General features: G+C 71.7%; 17 protein-coding genes and 1 pseudogene. 9 read left to right on the forward strand and 9 right to left on the reverse strand.

Going from position 1 to position 19445, the window contains the following annotated elements:
• Positions 1-2088, forward strand: coding sequence for a phosphate acetyltransferase (pta, locus tag ACFQ2V_RS16165; RefSeq protein WP_386053882.1), 2088 nt, complete (start codon positions 1-3; stop codon positions 2086-2088).
• A complete protein-coding gene (locus ACFQ2V_RS16170) occupies positions 2085-3266 on the forward strand; it encodes an acetate/propionate family kinase (protein WP_386053883.1) in 1182 nt (393 codons plus the stop codon). The genes pta and ACFQ2V_RS16170 overlap by 4 nt, the downstream gene beginning before the upstream one ends.
• On the opposite strand, the gene ACFQ2V_RS16175 is transcribed toward ACFQ2V_RS16170, so the two are convergent.
• Positions 3263-4126 carry an SDR family oxidoreductase gene (locus ACFQ2V_RS16175; protein ID WP_386053884.1) on the reverse strand — a complete coding sequence of 288 codons (864 nt, stop codon included), beginning with the start codon at positions 4124-4126 and terminating at the stop codon, positions 3263-3265. The two genes, ACFQ2V_RS16170 and ACFQ2V_RS16175, sit on opposite strands and share 4 nt — an antisense overlap.
• 204 nt (positions 4127-4330) lie before the next feature.
• Between ACFQ2V_RS16175 and ACFQ2V_RS16180 the strand changes: the two genes are divergently transcribed.
• Positions 4331-5545 carry an AI-2E family transporter gene (locus tag ACFQ2V_RS16180; RefSeq protein WP_386053885.1) on the forward strand — a complete coding sequence of 405 codons (1215 nt, stop codon included), beginning with the start codon at positions 4331-4333 and terminating at the stop codon, positions 5543-5545.
• 226 nt (positions 5546-5771) lie between these two features.
• On the opposite strand, the gene ACFQ2V_RS16185 is transcribed toward ACFQ2V_RS16180, so the two are convergent.
• From ACFQ2V_RS16185 to ACFQ2V_RS16205, 5 genes are all read right to left on the reverse strand, one after another.
• Complete coding sequence (locus ACFQ2V_RS16185; protein WP_386053886.1) at positions 5772-6911, reverse strand: hypothetical protein; 1140 nt, start codon at positions 6909-6911, stop codon at positions 5772-5774.
• A gap of 70 nt (positions 6912-6981) precedes the next feature.
• The gene (locus tag ACFQ2V_RS16190) at positions 6982-7614 is read right to left on the reverse strand and encodes a GNAT family N-acetyltransferase (RefSeq protein WP_386053887.1); all 633 of its coding nucleotides are present in this window, start codon (positions 7612-7614) and stop codon (positions 6982-6984) included.
• 73 nt (positions 7615-7687) lie between these two features.
• On the reverse strand, positions 7688-8182 hold the full coding sequence (locus ACFQ2V_RS16195; RefSeq protein WP_386053888.1) for a MogA/MoaB family molybdenum cofactor biosynthesis protein: 495 nt from the start codon (positions 8180-8182) through the stop codon (positions 7688-7690).
• Positions 8175-8648: a cyclic pyranopterin monophosphate synthase MoaC gene (moaC, locus tag ACFQ2V_RS16200; protein WP_386053889.1), complete on the reverse strand. Its 474-nt coding sequence runs from the start codon at positions 8646-8648 to the stop codon at positions 8175-8177. The genes ACFQ2V_RS16195 and moaC overlap by 8 nt, the downstream gene beginning before the upstream one ends.
• Positions 8648-11290, reverse strand: coding sequence for a UTP--glucose-1-phosphate uridylyltransferase (locus ACFQ2V_RS16205; RefSeq protein WP_386053890.1), 2643 nt, complete (start codon positions 11288-11290; stop codon positions 8648-8650). The genes moaC and ACFQ2V_RS16205 overlap by 1 nt, the downstream gene beginning before the upstream one ends.
• 59 nt (positions 11291-11349) lie before the next feature.
• Here ACFQ2V_RS16205 and ACFQ2V_RS16210 point away from each other — a divergent pair, with 59 nt between their 5' ends.
• Positions 11350-11952, forward strand: coding sequence for a 5-formyltetrahydrofolate cyclo-ligase (locus ACFQ2V_RS16210; protein WP_386053891.1), 603 nt, complete (start codon positions 11350-11352; stop codon positions 11950-11952).
• On the opposite strand, the gene ACFQ2V_RS16215 is transcribed toward ACFQ2V_RS16210, so the two are convergent.
• Positions 11949-14480: a penicillin acylase family protein gene (locus ACFQ2V_RS16215; RefSeq protein WP_386053957.1), complete on the reverse strand. Its 2532-nt coding sequence runs from the start codon at positions 14478-14480 to the stop codon at positions 11949-11951. The genes ACFQ2V_RS16210 and ACFQ2V_RS16215 overlap by 4 nt on opposite strands.
• A gap of 218 nt (positions 14481-14698) precedes the next feature.
• On the opposite strand from ACFQ2V_RS16215, the gene ACFQ2V_RS16220 reads away from it, so the two are divergent.
• Together ACFQ2V_RS16220 and ACFQ2V_RS16225 are read left to right on the forward strand one after the other, a co-directional pair.
• Entirely contained in the window at positions 14699-16219 is a 1521-nt protein-coding gene (locus ACFQ2V_RS16220; protein WP_386053892.1) for a potassium/proton antiporter, read from the forward strand.
• Positions 16220-16263: 44 nt separating this feature from the next.
• A pseudogene (locus ACFQ2V_RS16225) lies at positions 16264-16359 on the forward strand (FmdB family zinc ribbon protein); the annotation flags it as partial.
• Between the two features lie 62 nt (positions 16360-16421).
• Here the strand turns inward: ACFQ2V_RS16225 and ACFQ2V_RS16230 are convergent.
• On the reverse strand, positions 16422-16661 hold the full coding sequence (locus ACFQ2V_RS16230) for a hypothetical protein (RefSeq protein ID WP_386053960.1): 240 nt from the start codon (positions 16659-16661) through the stop codon (positions 16422-16424).
• 82 nt (positions 16662-16743) lie between these two features.
• On the opposite strand from ACFQ2V_RS16230, the gene ACFQ2V_RS16235 reads away from it, so the two are divergent.
• The 3 genes from ACFQ2V_RS16235 (at position 16744) to mscL (ending at position 18848) form a co-directional block, all read left to right on the forward strand.
• Positions 16744-17610 carry an S-methyl-5'-thioadenosine phosphorylase gene (locus tag ACFQ2V_RS16235; RefSeq protein ID WP_386053893.1) on the forward strand — a complete coding sequence of 289 codons (867 nt, stop codon included), beginning with the start codon at positions 16744-16746 and terminating at the stop codon, positions 17608-17610.
• A gap of 95 nt (positions 17611-17705) precedes the next feature.
• Positions 17706-18296 (forward strand): SAF domain-containing protein, encoded by a 591-nt coding sequence (locus ACFQ2V_RS16240; RefSeq protein WP_386053894.1) that lies wholly within the window; start codon positions 17706-17708, stop codon positions 18294-18296.
• Between the two features lie 186 nt (positions 18297-18482).
• Entirely contained in the window at positions 18483-18848 is a 366-nt protein-coding gene (gene mscL / locus ACFQ2V_RS16245) for a large conductance mechanosensitive channel protein MscL (protein WP_386053895.1), read from the forward strand.
• A gap of 118 nt (positions 18849-18966) precedes the next feature.
• Here mscL and ACFQ2V_RS16250 read toward each other — a convergent pair whose 3' ends face one another.
• Positions 18967-19389 (reverse strand): tetratricopeptide repeat protein, encoded by a 423-nt coding sequence (locus ACFQ2V_RS16250; RefSeq protein ID WP_386053896.1) that lies wholly within the window; start codon positions 19387-19389, stop codon positions 18967-18969.
• Positions 19390-19445 lie beyond the last annotated feature (56 nt).

Here is a 19445-nt window from a genome sequence, read left to right on the forward strand (position 1 = left end):
GTGAGCCGAAGCGTCTACGTCACCTCCCCCGAGGGGCTGACGGGCAAGTCCGCCGTGGCCCTGGGCCTGCTCGACGCCCTCATCCGCGAAGTCGGCTCGGTCGGCGTCTTCAGGCCACTGACCACCCTCGGCGCCGGCGCCCCGGACGACGGCGTCGACCACATCGTCGAGATGCTCGTCAGCCAGCCCGGCATGGACCAGACCTACGAGGAGGCCATCGGCGTCACCTACGCCCAGGCCCACGACGACCCGGACGAGGCGCTGCACGTCATCGTCGAGAAGTTCGGGGCGCTGAGCGCCCGTTTCGCGGTCGTCGTGGTCGTCGGGTCCGACTACACCGACGTCTCGACCGGCACCGAGCTGTCGTTCAACGCCCGCGTCGCCGCGAACCTCGGCTCGGCCGTCGTCCTCGTGGTGCACGGCCGCGGCCGCACGCCCGACCAGATCCGGGTGGCCGCCGACGGCGCCGTCGCCGAGCTGCGCGCCCACCACGCCCAGACCGTGGCGGTCGTCGCCAACCGAGTCGAGCCCGACGACCTCGACGAGGTGCGGAACGCCTTGTCGTCGTTGCCCTTTCCCGTCACGGGCGCGATCCCCGAGAACGCGCTGCTGTCGGCACCGAGCTTCCGGGCCCTCGCCGAGGCCGTCGACGCCAGACTGGTCCTCGGCAGCGAGTCGTGGCTGGACCGCGACAGCCTCGGTCTCGTCGTCGCCGCGATGAGCCTGCCGAACGTGCTCGCGCGCCTCGGCCCCGACGTCACCGTGATCGCCCCGAGCGACCGCAGCGACCTCATCCCCGGCCTGGTCCTCGCGCACCAGTCGGGCACGTTCCCGACCCTGGCCGGCATCATCCTGACCGGCGGCTACCCCATTCCCGAGACCATCGCGCGACTCTCCGCCGGCGTGCAGCAGGACCTGCCCATCGCCCTCACCGACGACGGCACGTTCCGCACGGCGGAGCGCCTCATGCAGGTGCGGGGCCCGATGACCAAGACCTCGCGCAACAAGCTCGAGGCCGCGAGGCGCCTCTTCTCCGAGAGCATCGACGCGACGGCCGTGCTCGCGGCCATCGACGTGTCGGCCTCCGAGGTGCGCACCCCGCTGATGTTCGAGTTCCAGCTCATGGAGCGAGCCCGCTCCGACCGGCGGCACATCGTCCTGCCCGAGAGCCAGGACGACCGCATCCTCGAGGCGGCCGACATCCTGCTGCGGCGCGGCGTCGCCGACCTGACCCTGCTCGGCGACGAGACGAAGGTGCGGGCTCGCGGGTCGAGCCTCGGCCTCGACCTCGACGCAGCGGCCGTGGTCTCGCCCACCGACCCCGAGCTCGTCGAGCGCTTCGCCACCGAGTATGCCGCCGCGCGGGCGCACAAGGGCATGACCGTCGAGCGCGCCCGGGAGGTCGTCACGGACATCTCCTACTTCGGCACGATGATGGTCCACCTCGGGCTCGCCGACGGAATGGTGTCGGGCGCGGTCAACACAACAGCCCACACGATCCGGCCGGCTCTCGAGTTCGTGAAGACGGCCGACGGGGTCAAGACGGTGTCGAGCGTCTTCCTCATGTGCCTTGCCGACCGCGTGCTCGTCTACGGCGACTGCGCCGTCATCCCCGACCCGACCGCCGAGCAGCTGGCCGACATCGCGGTGTCCTCGGCGCAGACGGCTGAGCAGTTCGGCATCGAGCCGCGCGTCGCGATGCTGTCGTACTCCACGGGCGCCAGCGGGTCGGGTGCAGACGTCGAAAAGGTCAGGGCTGCAACGGAGCTCGTGACCCAGCGTGCACCAGGACTGGCGCTCGCCGGGCCCATCCAGTACGACGCCGCCATCGACCCCGCCGTGGGCCGGGCCAAGATGCCCGACTCCCCCGTCGCCGGCCACGCCACGGTGTTCGTCTTCCCCGACCTCAACACGGGCAACAACACCTACAAGGCGGTGCAGCGCAGCGCTCACGCCGTGGCCGTCGGCCCCGTGCTGCAGGGGTTGCGCAAGCCGGTCAACGACCTCTCGCGTGGCGCGCTCGTCGACGACATCGTCAACACCGTCGCCATCACGGCGGTCCAGGCCCAGCAGGGAGCAACCCGTTGACCCACAGGAACGCCCAGTCCTCGGACAGCGCCGACCGGGCGCAGCCGGTGCTCGTCCTCAACGCGGGGTCATCCTCGCTGAAGTACCAGGTCGTGGTGCCCGAGACCGGTGAGAGGCAGGCCGGCGGCACGATCGAGCGCATCGGCGAGCAGGGCAGCGATGTCGCCGACCACTCCGCCGCGCTGGAGCAGATGACCGACGACCTCCGCAGCGACGGCGTCGACCTCCACAGCGCCTCACTCCGCGCGGTCGGCCACCGTGTGGTCCACGGCGGCCCCGACTTCTCCGAGCCCGTGGTCATCGACGATGCTGTGCTGGACCGAGTGCGTGAGCTGAGCGCCCTTGCGCCCCTGCACAACCCGGCAGCCGTCATCGGCATCGAGGCGGCACGCGAGCGCTTCGACGTGCCGCACGTGGCCGTCTTCGACACGGCGTTCTTCTCCTCCCTGCCGCCCGAGGCGTCGACGTATGCCGTGCCCCGCGACCTCGCCCGACGTCACTCGATCCGCCGGTACGGGTTCCACGGCACCTCGCACCAGTGGGTCTCCCACGCAGCCGCCGAGCTCGTCGGGCGGCCGATCGGTGAGCTGCGGCAGGTCATTCTGCACCTCGGCAACGGGTGCTCGGCGTCGGCCGTGCGCGGTGGTGTCGCCGTCGACACCTCCATGGGCCTGACACCGTTGCAGGGGCTCGTCATGGGCACCCGATCCGGTGACGTCGACCCCGGGCTGCACGCGTACCTCGGCCGTGAAGCCGGCCTGTCGCTCGACGAGGTCGACACCCTCCTCAACAAGAAGTCGGGCGTGCTGGGACTCAGCGGTGTCAACGACTTCCGCGAGCTCGAGCAGCGGCTGTCCGGCGGCGACGTCGAGGCGCGGCTGGCCTTCGACGTCGCGGTGCACCGCCTCAAGCACTACGTCGGCGCGTATCTCGCGATCCTCGGCGGCATCGACGTGCTCGTCTTCACGGCCGGCATCGGCGAGAACAGCATCGCCTTGCGCGCGGCCGTGACGGAGGGGCTCGAGGACCTCGGCATCGTGATCGACCGGGCCCGCAACGGTGCCCGCTCGAAGCAGGCCCGCGTCATCTCGCCCGACGGCTCTCGCGTGGTCGTCGCCGTCGTGCCGACCAACGAGGAGCTCGCGATCGCCCGTCAGACGGCCGAGCTGGTCGGCTAACGCTGCGACTCGAGGTAGGCCCGCAACGACAGCGGCGGCCGGCCGGTGAGACGCTCGACGTCGTCGGTGACCCCGTCGAGCTCGCCCTTCGCCACGGCCGTGTAGGTCGAGACCCAGGCGTCGACCTGCCAGTCGGGTGCCCCGTAGACCGCGCGCGACGCGTACGCCTCCTCGACCGTCTCGTCGTGGAAGGTGACCTCTCGCCCCGTGACCTCACTGACGACCGCTGCCATCTCGGCGAAGGTGAGCGACTCGGGACCGGTGAGGCTGTAGGTCTCGCCGGCGTGCGCCGACGGGTCGAGCAGCACGGTCGACGCGACCCGCGCGATGTCCTCGTGGGCGACGACTGCTGCGCGGCCCTCGCCCGCCGGCCCCCGGATCACGCCGTCCTCGCCCATCATCTTGTCGACGAACTCGAGGTAGAGGTTGTCGCGCAGGAACGTCCACGCCATCCCGGAGTCCCGCAGGTGCTGCTCGGTCGCGGCGTGGTCGCGCGCCAAGGTGAAGGTCGCGTCAGGCGCTGCGCCGAAGAACGAGACGTAGACGACGTGCCGCACGCCCGCGGCCGCCGCCGCGTCGACGAAGGCCCGGTGCTCGGCGAGGCGGTGCTCGTTCTCGGCGGCGGACACCATGAACAGCGTCTCGACGCCGGCCAGCGCTGACTCGGCGGCGGGCCTGTCGGCGTACGCGGCTTGCACCGGCTCGGCTCCCGGGAGGTTCGGCGCGCGACCGACGTCACGCACCAGCAGCCGCTGGGGCACACCGAGGTCGGCGAGCGCGCGGGCCACGAGGCCGCCCAGCCAGCCGGTCGAGCCGGTGACGGCGAGAGTCGGTCGGTCGGCAGCCGCGGTGTCACTCATTCCCCGAGCGTACGCAGTGACTGCACGGAGCGGCTCATGCCGTGGGCGTGGGCGTGGGCCTACGACAGCCTTCTCGCCCACCTGAAGAGCGACCCGGTCCGACGTCGCGACCACGGCATCACGCACCGACGCCGTGACACCGTTGTGACCCCGACGAAGGGGTCGTTGCCCCTCAAGCCACGCGTGGCGGCATACGGTGTCACCGTGACCGACAAAGCGGCTGACGCCCCCTCCGTCCGGACGCCCGAGCCCGCGAGCCCCCAACCGGCCGGCGCCGTCGACGTGACCCCGCCCCTCGCGCCCGCCCTGCCGGGCATCGAGGCCGCGGAGGTGCCACCGGGCATGCGCGTCGCGGCCGACTGGGCGTGGCGCATCCTGCTCGTCGGCGCGGCCCTCTACCTGCTGTCGGTCGCCGTGCGCGCGGTCTCCGAGATCATCGTGCCTGTCGCCATCGCGATCCTCCTCACCGCGCTGCTGCGCCCCGTCGCCTTGTGGCTCCAGGCTCGGCGGATCAAGCCCGGCGGCGCCGCGGGCCTCACGGTCGTCGGCGTGCTGATCCTCGTCAGCGCGCTGTTCACACTGGTCGGGTCGCAGTTCAGCAGCGGCTTCTCCGACCTCACCTCCCAGGTCGCGACCGGCCTCGAGCGCATCCGTGACTGGGTGCGCACGACCTTCAAGATCACCGACGCGCAGTTCGACCAGTACTTCAACACGATCCGCGACAAGGTCAGCCAGTCGGGCAACCTCGGCGACACCGCGACGTCGGTCGGCCTCACGGCCACCCACTTCGTCGCCGGCCTGTTCATCGCCCTCTTCTCGCTCTTCTTCTTCCTCTACGAGGGCCCGCGCATCTGGGGCTGGGTCGTGCGGCTCTTCCCGCGCGCGACCCGCCCGCGCGTCGACTCGTCCGGCATCATCGCCTGGCACCAGCTGTCGGCGTTCGTGCGCGCGACGATGATCGTGGCGCTCGTCGACGCGGTGGGCATCTCCGTCGGGGCCGCGATCCTGAAGGTCCCGTTCGCGTTCGCCATCGGCATCCTCGTGTTCCTGCTGGCCTTCATCCCGATCGTCGGTGCGCTGCTCTCGGGCGCCGTCGCGGTGCTGCTCGCCCTCGTCGCCCACGGACCCGGCGTCGCGCTGATCATGCTGGCCGTCGTCATCGGCGTGCAGCAGCTGGAGTCGCACGTGCTCCAGCCGTTCCTGCTCGGCAAGGCCGTCAGCGTGCACCCGCTCGCCGTCATCCTCGCCATCGCGACCGGGTCGATCATCGCCGGCATCGTGGGCGCGCTCGTGGCCGTGCCCTTCGCGGCCGTGCTCAACGCCGTGGGCAAGCACCTGTTCAGCGACGAGAGCGCCCGGGAGCTCGACCGCGAGCTCTCCGACTCCGCCGACGAGGGCAGCTCCCCGGCCAACGCCTGACCGTCCCGCGGAGCAGGGCTGCCGCCCACAAGGCGTATGCCGTCGCGCCCGAATGCGCGCCACGGCCCCCGGTCCGACGCCCGGGTGCGCGTCGCGGCCCCCGGTCCGACGCCGAAACGCCCCCGGACCCGACGACTCAGGCGCCACGGGCCCTCAAACCGGCGCCGAAAACGCCCGCGAGCAGGCTGCCGGGCCGGACTCGGGGGGGCGTGCTGCGTGCGAGGGGCTACTGCGAGACGGCGCGGCGGGCGAAGAGGGCTCGGTCGTCGAGCTCCTCGGCCTCGTCGGCGAACTCCGGCGTGTCGAAGACGTCGGCCGGGATGCCACCCTCGGTGAAGCGCGGCTCGGCCTTCGCCTTGAGGGCGTAGGTCGGCCTCGGCACGGGGACCGGGCTCCAGCTGCCCTCGGGCGCGGCCTCCGGCTCGGCCCGCGCGACGGGAGCCTCGCCCGCCACCGGCGCCTGGACGTCGAAGACACCGGGCTCGGAGTGCGCCACGGCCTGGGCTGCCGGCTGGGCGTGCGCGGCACCCGTCGCAGCCGCCTGCACCGTGACCATCTGCTCGACGCCGACAGCGACCGCCGACGCGGAGCTGCGGATGACCTGGGTGTCCTCACTCGACAGCACGGGCACGTGGGTCGCCGTCCAGTCGTAGTCGTCGTGACGCCGGTCGCGGAGACGTCGCCCGTGCGCCTCGCGCCCTTCGTTCGTCGACGTGCGCAGCTTGTCGGCCTGCGCCTCTGCTCGCAGCCACACGAGGACGGCGCCGACGGTGAGGACGGCGAACGGGATCGAGATCCACATCAGGAGGCCGGTCACCGTGAGCACGATCGAGGCCGGGAGCCACAGGAGTGCCGTGAGCAGCAGCGCGGCACGGATTCGCCTCTGCGCCAAGGGAACCCGAGCAGGGGCCGGAGCAGAACCGGGCCGGCGACGGGCCCCGGTGCTGCTCGACTGGCGCGCTGACTCGTGCATGCGGTCCACCTCGGTGACGTAGGGGGCGATGTCGTGGTCGGTGCCGGGGCGGCCAGGGGTCGTCTCGGCCAGATCGGTGGCGCGCACCTGCGGGTCGGCGCGTCGTGCCACGAGGGGCGAGTGGCGGCGCGAGGTTCCGGCCGGGACGGCCCGCTTCACGTCGACCGTCGGACCGGCGACGCGGGCGGGCTTGACGGCATACGAGTGGGGACGCGGAGTGCTCAGCTCGGTTGTCGGCAGGGAGGGGCGCTTCTCGAGCACGCGCATCGCCTCGGAGAACCCGTCGACGGAACGGGTCGCGGCGGCATCCTCGCGGCGGCGAGCCCAGTGCTGCACGAGGTAGGCAGCCCAGATCGCCACGATGACGACGAAGATGAGGCTGCTGACTGGCACGGGACCCACGGTAGGACGCGCCTCGACGCCCGCCCCGCACATTCGAGGCGTGTCGCGCAAGAGGCTGGTGTTACACCTGTGACAGGCGTGCCATGAGGGTGGCCCCTTGGAGGTCCTCGCTCGTCACCGCGAACGACCGGTGGTCACGCCAGGCACCGTCGATGTGGAGGAACCGCTCTCGCACGCCTTCGTCGCGCAGCCCGAGCCGCTCCGCCACCCGCAGCGACCGCTCGTTGTCGAGCCGGATGTTGACCTCGACCCGATGCAGGCCGCCCTCCCCCAGGGCATGGTCGACGGCGAGCGCCAGTGCACGCGTGGCGATCCCGCGTCCGGTGACCGACTCGTCGAGCCAGTAGCCGGCTGCACCGGACTGCTGTGCGGCGCGGACGATCCCGAAGAGGTGCACCTGCCCGACGATGCGACCCCCGACCTCGATGCACCAGGGCAGCGCCCGGTCGGCGCGGGCCTCGGCATCGAGATCGCGCACGAACTGCCGGAAGGACACCGGGTGCCGCGCCGGCGCACCCGGCGGCAGCGTGGGCTCCCACGGCTGCACGTGGGCCGCGTTGTCGCGGCGCACCCGCTGCCAGTCGCGCTCGTCGTCCAGGCGCAGGGGACGCAGCACCAGGGGCGGGTCGACCGAGGAGTCCCTCAGCACGATCGGCCACCGCGCCTGTCCGTCGCGGTGCGGACGCCACGGCATCCTCATGGGACCACGACCGACAGTGCCGAGCCCAGCCGGATCGTGCTGCGTCGCAGCCTGGCCCACGCGGTCATCAGTGGTCGCTGCCCGGCACCTGGTCGAGCGCGTGCCCGAGCACCGGCTCGAGCACGTCGAGGGCGTCGGTCACCCCTCCGCGCGACCCCGGGAGGTTCGCCACGAACGTACGCCCCGCGAGACCGACGAGCCCTCGCGAGAGCATCGCCGTCGGGACACCCTTGGCGACACCGGCCGCGCGGATGGCCTCCGCGACACCGGGCACGAGCCGATCGAGGAGCGGAGCCGTCTGCTCGGGCGTGACGTCGGTGGGGGTGAGCCCGGTGCCCCCGCTGGTGAGGACGAGCTCCGGCTCGCCGGACAGGGCCACCCGCAGCGCGCGGCCGAACTCGTCGCCGTCGGGCACGACGACGGGGTCGGCGACCTCGAAGCCCCACGCCCTCAGCCGATCGACGATGACGGGACCGGACTTGTCCTCGTAGACGCCTGCCGCCGCGCGGGTCGACGCAGTGAGGACGACGGCGTGCCGCCCCGTGCCGAAACGCTCACTCACGCCAGTCCCCTGAGCGGCCGCCTGACTTCGCGGTGACTCGGACGTCGGTGATGCGAGCGTGCTTGTCGACCGCCTTGACCATGTCGATGAGGGCGAGCGCCGCGACGGACACCGCGGTGAGCGCCTCCATCTCGATGCCCGTGCGGTCGGCGGTGCGCACCGTCGCGGAGATGTCGGCGCCGTCGTCGGCGACCGTGACGTCGACCTCGACGCCGTGCACCGCGATCGGGTGGGCCAGCGGAATGAGCTCCGGAGTGCGCTTCACCGCCTGTATGCCGGCGATGCGGGCCACGGCGAGGGCGTCGCCCTTGGGCACGGTGCCCGACCGCAGGGCCGCGACGGCGTCGGCGCTGAGGAGGACGCGTCCGGCGGCGCTCGCCTCGCGCGCCGTGACCGCCTTGGCGGAGACGTCGACCATGTGGGCGCTCCCGTCGGCGCGCACGTGCGTCAGAGGCTGCTCGCCCATCACGCCTCCCGGTCGAGCACGAGCACGTCGACGACCTCGCCGGCGACGAGCTCGGTGACGTCCTCGGGAACGACGAAGAGGGCGTTGGCCTTCGCGAGGTCGGCCACGAAGTGCGACCCCTGCCCGGCCACCGGCACCGCGACGAGCGTGCCCTCCGCGGAACGAGACACCACCGCCCGACCGAACTGACGTCGACCGCCGTACGACTCGACGCCGGAGATCAGGGTGGCAGGCCGCAGGCGACGCTTCTCCGGGTTGAGCCGCATGAGCCGTCGCAGGGCGGGCCGCACGAAGACCTCGAACGAGACGAACGACGACACGGGGTTGCCGGGCAGCGCGAAGAGCGGCACCCGCCGACCGTTGGGGCCGGTGAGCAGGCCGAAGCCCTGCGGCTTGCCCGGCTGCATGGCCACCTTGACGAACTCGATGCCCTCGCTCCGCAGGGCGTTCTTGACGACGTCGTAGGCCCCCATCGACACGCCACCGCTCGTGATGACGACGTCGGCCTCGCCGACCACCTCGTCGAGGGCCCGGATCAGCTCCTCATCGGAGTCACCGACGGCCGCGCGGATCTCGGCCGACGCCCCGGCGCCGACCGCGGCCGCCCAGAGCATGGACGAGTTGGAGTCGTGGATCTGGCCCGGCTGCAAGGGCTTCCCGGGCTCGACGAGCTCAGCCCCGGTCGACAGCACGACGACGTGCGGACGACGGTGCACCTCGACCTCGGCATAGCCGCACGCGGCCAGCAGTGCGATGGTGCGTGCCCCGACGACCTCCCCGGCGGACACGACGACGGATCCGGAGGCGACGTCCTCGCCGCGCGGTCGCACGTAGCGACCGGGCTCGACCGGGACACGGCACTCGACCTCACCCTCCGCGGCACCGTCGGTGTCCTCGACCGCGATGACGGCGTCGGCCCCCTCGGGCATGGGTGCACCCGTCATGATGCGCGCAGCCTCGCCGGGGCCGACGGAGAAGCTCGGGTCGTCGCCGGCCGCGACCTCGCCGACGATGCGCAACCGGACCGGCGCGTCACCCGCGCCCGCGAGCGAGTCGGCACGGACGGCATACCCGTCCATGGACGAGTTGTCGAAGTGCGGGAGGTCGACCTTGGCGCGCACGTCGCGCGCCACCACGAGGCCGAGAGCGTCGGTGAGCCGCGTCCACTCGGTCGGGGACGGCTCGAGGGTGGCCAGGATCGCCTTGAGGTGCTCGTCGACCGTGCGCACGTCGCCGGGCGTGCCGACGGGCACCGTTGCGGGAACCGGCAGCTCACCGAGCACGGCGTCGTCGAGGACGCGCCGGTAGCCGTCGATGAGGACGTCGCCGACACACCTGACGTTGCGCCCGAACACGGGGTCGCCGATGACGCGCAGGCTCGTGCAGTCACGCATCGAGGGGACCCCCTTGGGGAACCTCTTCTCGAAGCCGGGCACGAAGCGGTAGGCGGAGTCGAGGTCGACGAAGGGCTCGGGCCCGTCGACGGCTGCGACGACGTGGTACTCCTCGTCGAGCGAGAAGAAGTCGGAGCGGATGACGAGCAGGTCGTTGGTCGTCTTCACCGGCCGGAACCGCGTGCGTGGCACGAGGATCGCCTCGGATCCCTCGAACACCTCGATCGCCGTGCCCATCGCCGACTCCATCTGGATGACCTCGGGCGAGGTCGTGTCGGCCGGGTCGACGTTCTTGCGGTTGACGATGATGGGCAGACCCAGCACGCCCTCCTTGGCGGTCATGCGCTCGCGCAGCACCTGCAGGTCGATCCACACGTTGTTGGCGTTGAAGGTGCTGTGCCGCTTGATGTCGCGGAAGTGGCGCTCGTCGCCCTCGGCCACTTGGGCCGTGTCGCGGAGCACGATGCGCCCGTCGGACCTGCGCACCGCCAGGTGCCCGCCCTTGCGGTCGCTCTTGGTGCGCTTGCAGACCTCGGCGACGTAGGGCAGCCCGTGCTCGACCATCCACGCGGCGACGTCGGGGTCGCAGGTGGCGCCGAGGTTGTCGGAGTTGGAGAGGAAGGCGTAGCGGATGCCCTTCTCCAGGAGCGCGTCGAGCACCCCGGAGGTGACGAGGGAGACGTAGACGTCACCGTGGCCCGGTGGGCACCACTCGAGCTCGGGGTCGGCGGGCCACTCGACGGGCATGAGGTCGTCGGGGCGCAGCTTGGGCTCGGCGTTCTGGATGAAGTCGAGCGGCAGGCCCTCGACGGGCAGGTCCGCATACTTCGACAGGATCTTGAGCGACTCCTCCGACGTGCGGAAGGAGTTCATCAGCACGAGCGGCAGCTCGACACCCCAGCGCTGCCGCAGGGCGAGCACCTGCAGGGCGATGATGTCGAGGAAGGTCAGGCCGTCCTTGACCTCGAGAGCCGACTTGGCCCCCGTCATGCCCATCCCGGTGCCGAGGCCTCCGTTGAGCTTGATCACCGCCGTGCGAGACAGCGCCTCACGCGCCTCCTCGTCGGAGACCTTGACCTCGCGCAGGGTCTGCACCTCGCCGAGGGGCTCGATGGAGTCCTCGGGGATCGTGCCCTGGGCACCGTCCTGCAGCTGCGCGTAGTAGTGCTCGAAGACCTTGATCGCCTCGGGACCGAGGCCCCGTTCGCGCATCATTGCCACGGACGCCTGGAGCCCCTGGTCACTCATGGCCATCACCTTACGATGGGCCGTATGTGCGACACCCCAGTGCGCGGAATGTGGGCCCCGTGAGCGCTCCTGACAAGCGTGACCTCCGTCACGCCGCACGGGCGAGGCGCCGCGAGCTGGCCGCCGCGATGGATCGTGGGGCGTCGTCGGAGGTGCTGGCCGAGGCGGTGCTCCGCTTCGTCCCCGACCCTTCCCGCGTCGCCGTCTACGAGTCGCTGCCGGACGAGCCACCCACGGGGCGGCTCGTCGAGGCCCTGCTCGCCGCCGGGCACGAGGTGATCGTGCCCGTGGTGCTCGACGACTGGTCGCTCGAGTGGAGGTATGCCGTCCCCGGCGCCGTCGGCGACCAGCAGACCGTGACCCGTCCCAGCAGGCTCGGCCGCCCCGGCGACGACGAGCGTGACGGCTGGCTCGGCACCGACGCCCTCGCCACGTGCGACCTCGTGGTCACCCCCGGCCTCTCGGTCGACGCGCACGGCACCCGCCTCGGCCAGGGCGGCGGCTGCTACGACCGCGCCCTGGTGCACCGCGACCCTGCCGCACCGGTCATCGTGCTCCTGCACGAGGGCGAGCAGAGCGACGCCGACCTGCCCGTCGACGAGCACGACGTGCCGGTCGACGGCTACGTGACGACGACCGGTCGCGTGGTGCGGCTGCGCTAGGGCGTCGTCGCCGCCTTCGGCGGGATGAGGGTCAGCTCGTCGGCGGAGGCGTCGCGTACGGCGTTCTGGCTGAACGGCCACGGGAACGTCTCGTTGGCCGCCCACGCGTCGACCTGGTCGGAGTAGTGGTCGTCGTAGGTGTGCCCGGACTGCCCGGTCGAGTTGACCCAGCGCGACGCGTCGAGGTTGGCGAGGTCGACGACCATGCGCATCGACGGTCCGTTGGTGACGTCGTAGCCGGGCTTGGAGGCGTTCCACGAGTTGGCGTTGACGATGGAGTTGCCGCCGCCGAGCTCGATGTCCTCGCGGTCGAACAGGCTCTGCACCACGGTCGGGACGCCGTCGGCGCCCATCACCTGGTGTTTGAGGTCGAGCTGGTGCAGCCGGCCCCAGCGCCACGTCGCCGGCACCTTGCCGAGCTCACGGGCCAGGTCGAGACGCGCCTCGACGAGGGCGCGCTTGAGGATCTCGCCCGACCCCTCGGTGACCCCGGGCGTCGTCTTGTCGTCCCACCAGTCGTTCTTGGGGTCCTTGAGCAGCTGCTCCATGACGACCATCCACCGGCTGCCGCCGTCGGGGGCGATGTCGGGCGGCAGCTCGTCGAAGGTGAGCTCGAGGAGGTACTTCCACACCGCGTTGTAGTACGCGGCCGAGGCGGAGTCGCGGGACTTGTCGTTGGGCTGGCTGCCGTCCCAGTCGCGCAGCAGCCGCTGGGCCTGGGCCGTGAAGTCGTCGACCTGGACGGCCAGCAGCCGCTCGACCAGGCCCGGGGCGTACGTGTTTCGGCTGTCGCCCTGGATCTGCGTCATCGTCTCGGGCGAGACCTTCGGCGTCGCCGCGAGCAGCGTGCGGATGCGCTGGGCCCGGAAGCCGTAGTCCCACTCCGAGGTGAGGAACGGGGTCTGGCTCGCGGAGACGGCCTGGTTGGCCGTGACGATGAACCCCTCGGCGGGGTCGAACGACTGCGGCAGGTCCTCGAAGGGCACGTAGCCCTTCCAGTCCCACTGCGAGTCCCAGCCCGGTGACGGCCAGAAGCCGGGGGGAGCGCCCGGCGTCGACGAGCGGCGTACCGGGATCTTGCCCGGCGCCTGGTAGCCGATGTGGCCGGCCGTATCGGCGTAGACGAGGTTCTGCGACGGCACGGAGAAGAGAGCGGCCGCCTTGCGGAAGTCGGACCAGTTGCCGGCCCTGTTGAGCGCGAAGATCGCGTCGGCCGTCGAACCCGGCGTCAGCGCTGTCCAGGCCAGCGAGACGGCATACCGGTTGGACTGGGCCGCGCCACGCACGACGCTGCGGTCTCCGGCTGTGTCGATCGCGGGCACGACGTCCGACACGATCGGGCCGTGCACCGTCGACCGCACGGTGATCGGGACGTCGGCCCCACCCGCGACCTTGATGACCTCCTTGCGCTGGACGAGCGGCGTGTTCGCCCCGTCGCGCAGGTAGGCGTCGCCGGTGACCTGCTCGAGGAAGAAGTCGCTGACGTCGGGCCCGAGGTTCGTCATGCCCCAGGCGATCTTGTCGTTGTGGCCGATGACGACGCCGGGCAGGCCCGAGAAGGTGAAGCCCGAGACACGGAACGGGCAGGCGGCGCTCACGGTGCGGCACTGCAGGTTGACCTGGCCCCAGATGCCGGGGATCGACAGCGCCAGGTGCGGGTCGTTGGCGAGCAGCGGTTTGCCGGTGGTCGTGCGGCTGCCCGAGACGACCCACGAGTTCGAGCCGATGCCGTCGCCGCGGCCGAGGCTGGAGGGCACCGCATCGACCGACGCGAGCGCCGAGTCGAGTGCGGCATGTCCCTCGGCCGACTGCATGGCCGAGAACGCGGCCGGCTCGGCGCTGGCGGCCTGGTCGGACTCCGCCGCCGGCTGCCAGTCCTGCGCCGAGAGGATAGGCAGGTTGCGGTCGACGGGGTAGGGCGGGTAGAGCAGGTTGATCTGCTTCAGTGAGCGGGTGGTCCGCGAGAGCCGCGCGCGGGCGAGCTCGTCGTTGTAGTCACCGCGCAGGTCCCACGCCATCGCCTTGAGCCAGGCGAGCGAGTCGACCGGCGTCCACGGCTCGACGCGGTAGTTCGGGTTGCGCCGCGAGAGCACGGTGTACTCGAGCGACATCTTCTCGGGAGAGCCCGCCTGCTTGATGTACGCGTTGACACCGTCGGCGTACGCCTGGAGGTACTGCCGTGTCTCGGGGGCGAGCCTGGGCAGCTCCTGCTCCGCGACCCGGCGCCATCCCATGGTGCGGATGACCTTGTCCTTGTCGACGCCGGAGTCGCCGACCAGCTCGGACAGGCGGCCGGCCGTCAGGTGCCGGCGCAGGTCCATCTCGAAGAAGCGGTCCTGGGCGCTGACGAAACCCTGCGCCCGGAAGAGGTCGCTGGCGCTGTCGGCGTAGATCGACGGGATGCCGCGGCCGTCGCGGTTGACGGTGACCGAGCTGGTGAGGCCCTCGATCTGCAGCTCGCCGCTGGTCTCGGGGAACGACTGCCGCACCACCGAGATCGCCACGATGCTCGTCCCGACCACCGCCATGACGAGCAGGACGACGACGAGCAGGACGATCTGACGAGCGCGCTTCAACCGTGACACGCGAACGAGCCTAGGCCACGGCCGAAGGCCCGAGTCGCCGCCCGCGGACTGCCGCGCCGCATCGTTGCCGAACCGTCTCGTCGGGTTCCGGCGAGCGCGGACACGCCGCCCGGAGAGGCGCATCGGGATGGTTGGATTGCCCCACACCGGAGGAGCCTCCTTTGCCCGCACTCGCGTCCGTCACGTCGTCGAGCATGACCCTCGACGACCTGACACGCGTGCTCCTCATCGGCTCGCTCGTGCTGCTCGTGGCGGTCGCGGCCGTCCGCCTCTCGGTCCGCTCCGGCCTGCCGTCACTCCTCATCTACCTCGGCATCGGCGTCGCCCTCGGCAACGCGGGCGCCGGCATCCAGTTCGACGACGCGTCGACGACCCGCGTGCTCGGCTACGCCGCCCTCGTGCTCATCCTCGCCGAGGGTGGCCTCACGACCTCGTGGAGCAACATCAGGCGCTCGGTCGCTCCGGCGGCGGTGCTCTCGACGGTCGGGGTCGTGGTGTCGGTGCTCGTCGTCGCCGTCGCCGCCCACGCCTTCCTCCCCCTGTCGTGGACGACCTCGCTGCTCATCGGCGCGATCGTCTCGTCGACGGATGCCGCCGCCGTCTTCGCGGTGCTGCGCAACGTCGCGCTCCCCCGCCGCATCTCCGGCATGCTCGAGGCCGAGTCCGGCTTCAACGACGCCCCCGTCGTCATCCTCGTCGTCGCGTTCGCCGCGCAGGGCATGCCCGGCGGCACGGCCGACCCGTGGTGGGTCCTGCTCTTCCACACCGCGGTCGAGCTCGCCGGCGGCGCGCTCGTCGGTGGGCTCGTGGGCTGGCTGGGCGGCCAGCTGCTGCGCCGCGTCGCGGGCGCGTCGTCCGCCCTCTTCTCCATCGGGGTCGTGTCGCTCACCGTCCTCGCGTATGCCGTCGGCGCCGCGGTCCACGTGTCCGGCTTCCTCGCGACGTACATCGCCGCCCTCGTGCTCGGCAACATGGGCCTGCCCAACCGGGTGGCCTTCCAGAGCTTCGCCAACGCGATGGGCTGGGTCGCGCAGATCGGCCTGTTCGTGCTGCTCGGCCTCCTCGCCGACCCCACGAGGCTCGACGAGATGTTCGTCAAGGCGCTCGTCATCGGGCTCGTGCTCCTCCTCGTGGCCCGCCCGCTCTCCGTCATCGTGTCGGTGTCGTGGTTCCGCGTGCCCTGGCGCGAGCAGGCGTTCCTGTCGTGGGCCGGTCTGCGAGGGGCCGTGCCCGTCGTGCTCGCCACCGTGCCCCGTGTGACGGGAACGCCCGACACCGAGTGGATCTTCGACCTCGTCTTCATGCTCGTCGTGGTGTTCACGGTCGTCCAGGGCCCGACCCTGCCCTGGGTCGCCAAACGGCTGGGGCTCACCGAGCAGGTGCACTCGGTCGACGTCGACCTCGAGTCGACCTCGCTCATGGAGATCAGCGCCGACGTCATCCAGGTGACGGTCGGCGACGAGTCGCGGCTGCACGGGGTCGCGGTGTTCGAGCTGCGCCTGCCCAAGGGGGCCAACGTCACCCTCGTCGTGCGCGGCGGCGAGGGCTTCGTGCCCGAGCCGCACACGACGATCCGTCACGGTGACCGGCTGCTCGTGGTGACGACCTCGAAGGTCAAGCAGCGCACCGAGCGGCGCATCCGCGAGATCAGCCGGGGCGGGCGCCTCGCCGGCTGGCCGTAGACTGGCCTGCGGTTCATCTCCCATTCGACGCCCGAGGTTCACCTGTGCCCACCTACTCCTACGCCTGCCAAGAGTGCGGCCACGCGTTCGACATCCGCCAGTCGTTCACCGACGACGCACTGACGGTGTGCCCGAACTGCGGTGAGCCCCGGCTGCGCAAGGTGATCCACCCGGTCGGCATCGCGTTCAAGGGCTCCGGCTTCTACAAGACCGACTCGCGGGCACCGTCCAAGGGCTCGGGTGCCTCGACATCGGCCACCGGTGGCGACACGAAGGACACCACGAGCCCCACCTCGTCGGGCTCGTCGGGGTCGTCCAGCTCGTCCAGCTCGTCCGGCTCCTCGGGTGGCGCGAGCACGTCTTCCGGCGGCTCGTCGAACGGCTCTTCCAGCGGCTCGTCCACGGGGTCCGGCAGCGCCAGCACGTCGTCCTCTTCGTCCACAGCCTCCTGACGTCGCGGGGCGTTGTCCCCACCCGTGGCGTGGGTTGCCCGGCCCGGTCGGTGACCGCCCTAGGCTCGCCGCATGATGACTGACCAGGTGCCTCTCCCGACGATGCCCGACCCCGCCGGCCCGCGCGCCGAGATCGGTGTCATCGGCGGCTCGGGCCTCTACGAGTTCCTCGACGACCACGAGACGGTCGACGTCGACACCCCGTTCGGGCGCCCCAGCGACCCGCTCGTCGTCGGCGAGGTCGAGGGCCGCACCGTCGCCTTCGTCGCCCGGCACGGCAAGGGCCACCGGTTCGCACCCCACAAGGTGAACTACCGCGCCAACCTCTGGGCCCTGCGCGCCGTCGGCGTGCGCCAGGTCCTGTCGCCCTGCGCCGTCGGGTCGCTGCGACCCGAGCACGGCCCGGGCACCATCGTCGTGCCCGACCAGGTCGTCGACCGCACGTGGGGGCGCCCGCACACGATCTACGAGCAGGAGGGCCCGGTCGTCCACGTCGGGTTCGCCGACCCCTACTGCCCCAACGGGCGCCAGGTCGCCATCGACGCCGCGCGGCTCTCCGACCTCCAGGTGGTGCCCGAGGGCACCCTCGTCGTCGTCAACGGCCCGCGCTTCTCGTCGCGCGCCGAGTCCGTCATGCACCAGCAGGCGGGCTTCGGCATCGTCGGCATGACGACCATGCCCGAGGCTGCCCTGGCCCGTGAGCTCGCGATGTGCTTCACCACCATCGCGATGGTCACCGACCACGACGCCGGTGTCGAGGGTGGTGAGGCGGTCACCCACGAGGAGGTGCTGCGCGTCTTCGCGTCCAACGTCGAGCGTCTTAGCTCCGTCCTCCACGACGCCATCGGGCAGATGCCGGCCTACGAGGCGGACGACGTGGCGACCTGTCCGTGCCGCCGCAGCCTCGACGGGCTGGAACTGCCGTTCACGCTGCCCTGATGTACGGCATGCACCGACCCCGCCCGGGGTCACGCTCCCAGTGGCCGGACGGTCCACGCCGACGCCGCGCCTGGCGTACGCGGTGGCGCCGATGGGTGGCCGCCGTCCTCGCCGGGGCCGCGCTGCTCGTCACGATGGCGGCCCTTCGGCCGGCGCCCGCCGGTGGGCTGGGGGCCCCGACGCTCGTCGTCGTTCGCGACGTCGCGGCCGGTCAGGTCGTCTCGCCCGACGACGTCGCACTGGTCCGGCGCCCGAGCGCCGAACGTCCAGCGACGGCGCTGACGACGCCCGGGTCGGCCGTGGGGCGCGCCGCCGCCGGACCGCTCGCCGAGCACGAGGTGCTCACCCCCGAACGGCTCGTCGGTGGTGACCTGCTCGTCGGCCAGCCGTCCGACCACGTGGCGCTGAGCGTCCCCGTGGTCGACGCCGGCTCGGTCGGGGTGCGTCCCGGCAACCACATCGACCTCTACGCCACCGGCAGCGGCACGCAGGTCGCGTCCGACGTCGTCGTCCTGGCCGTCCGCGACGCCGGGCCCACCAGCGGGCTCGGGGTCGCCGCGCCTCCGCTGCTCACGCTCGCCCTCAGCCCAACGCAGGCCGCCGAGGTCGCTCGCGGGCTCGGTGCCCTCGGGGCCGGGCAGAGCCTGGTCCTCGCCGTCAGGCAGGCCAGCCCCACCGGACGGTAGGGTTCGACGCGTCACGCACGACCACTCGGGGCGCATGCGACTCGGGTGCACCGCTCACCGACAGACTGGAACCCCTGGCATCGCCACGCACGGTCACGACCACGTCACGCCACAGCGACCGGTCCACTGCTGCCTTGATGGGCGACCTGCCTGCTCCTCGGGGGTCATGAGAGACAGGACACGCACGTGATCAAGGGATTCAAGGACTTCCTCATGCGAGGCAACGTCGTCGACCTCGCGGTGGCGGTTGTCATCGGCACAGCGTTCGGCAAGGTCGTCGACGCCTTCGTCAAGATCATCATGGACCTCATCGGCAAGGTCGGCGGCCAGCCGAACTTCTCCTCGTTCACCCCAGGAGGGGTCTCGGTGGGCGGCTTCCTCACCGCGCTGGTCAGCTTCCTCATCGTGGCTGCCGCCGTCTACTTCATGGTCGTCGTCCCGATGAACCTGCTTGCCGAGCGCCGCAAGCGCGGTGTCGAGCCGGAGCCCCAGGCCCCCTCCGAGGAGATCATCCTGCTGCAGGAGATCCGCGACGCCCTCCGGGTGCGCTGACCGACCGCGACGCCAGGCACGACATCGGCCGGATGCCTTCCGGCCGGAAAGCACAGTGCCCACCTCCCGACGCGTCGGGAGGTGGGCACTCGGCCGTCGAGGCCGGGTCCGGCCGTGGTCAGGTCGTGGCGGGAGCCGGGGTACCGGTTGCCTCGTCCGTGCCATAGGCCTTGGGCCGCTCGTAGCCGCCGAAGACCTCGGCCAGGGCCAGGGGACGAGCCGCGTCGGCGTGGCGACCGGCCCGCTGCAGGGTGCGACCGAGCAGCAGGTGGGCGTACGCGTCGGTCGGGGCGTCCTCGATGACGCGCACGAGCGTCGACTCCGCCCGGCCGAGCTGGGCCGACTTGAAGTAGGCCCGGGCCAGCAGGAGCCGCAGGTCGGTCACCGAGTGCAGCACGCCGTCGGACGCCGAGGCCGGCCCCGCGGAGTCGATCTCGTCGACGAGCTCGGCGAGCGCCGTGGCCGCGGCGAGGAAGTCGCCTCGCTCGAACAGACCCTCGGCCCACGAGAGTCGCAGCGTGAAGGGAGTCGTCGTGTTCATGCGGGCCACAACGCGGGCTGGCCGTTCAACATTCCACCACCCGCGGACCTGTCGGT

Origin of the sequence: Terrabacter terrigena (assembly GCF_042676085.1) — a bacterium.
GTDB lineage: Bacteria > Actinomycetota > Actinomycetes > Actinomycetales > Dermatophilaceae > Terrabacter > Terrabacter terrigena.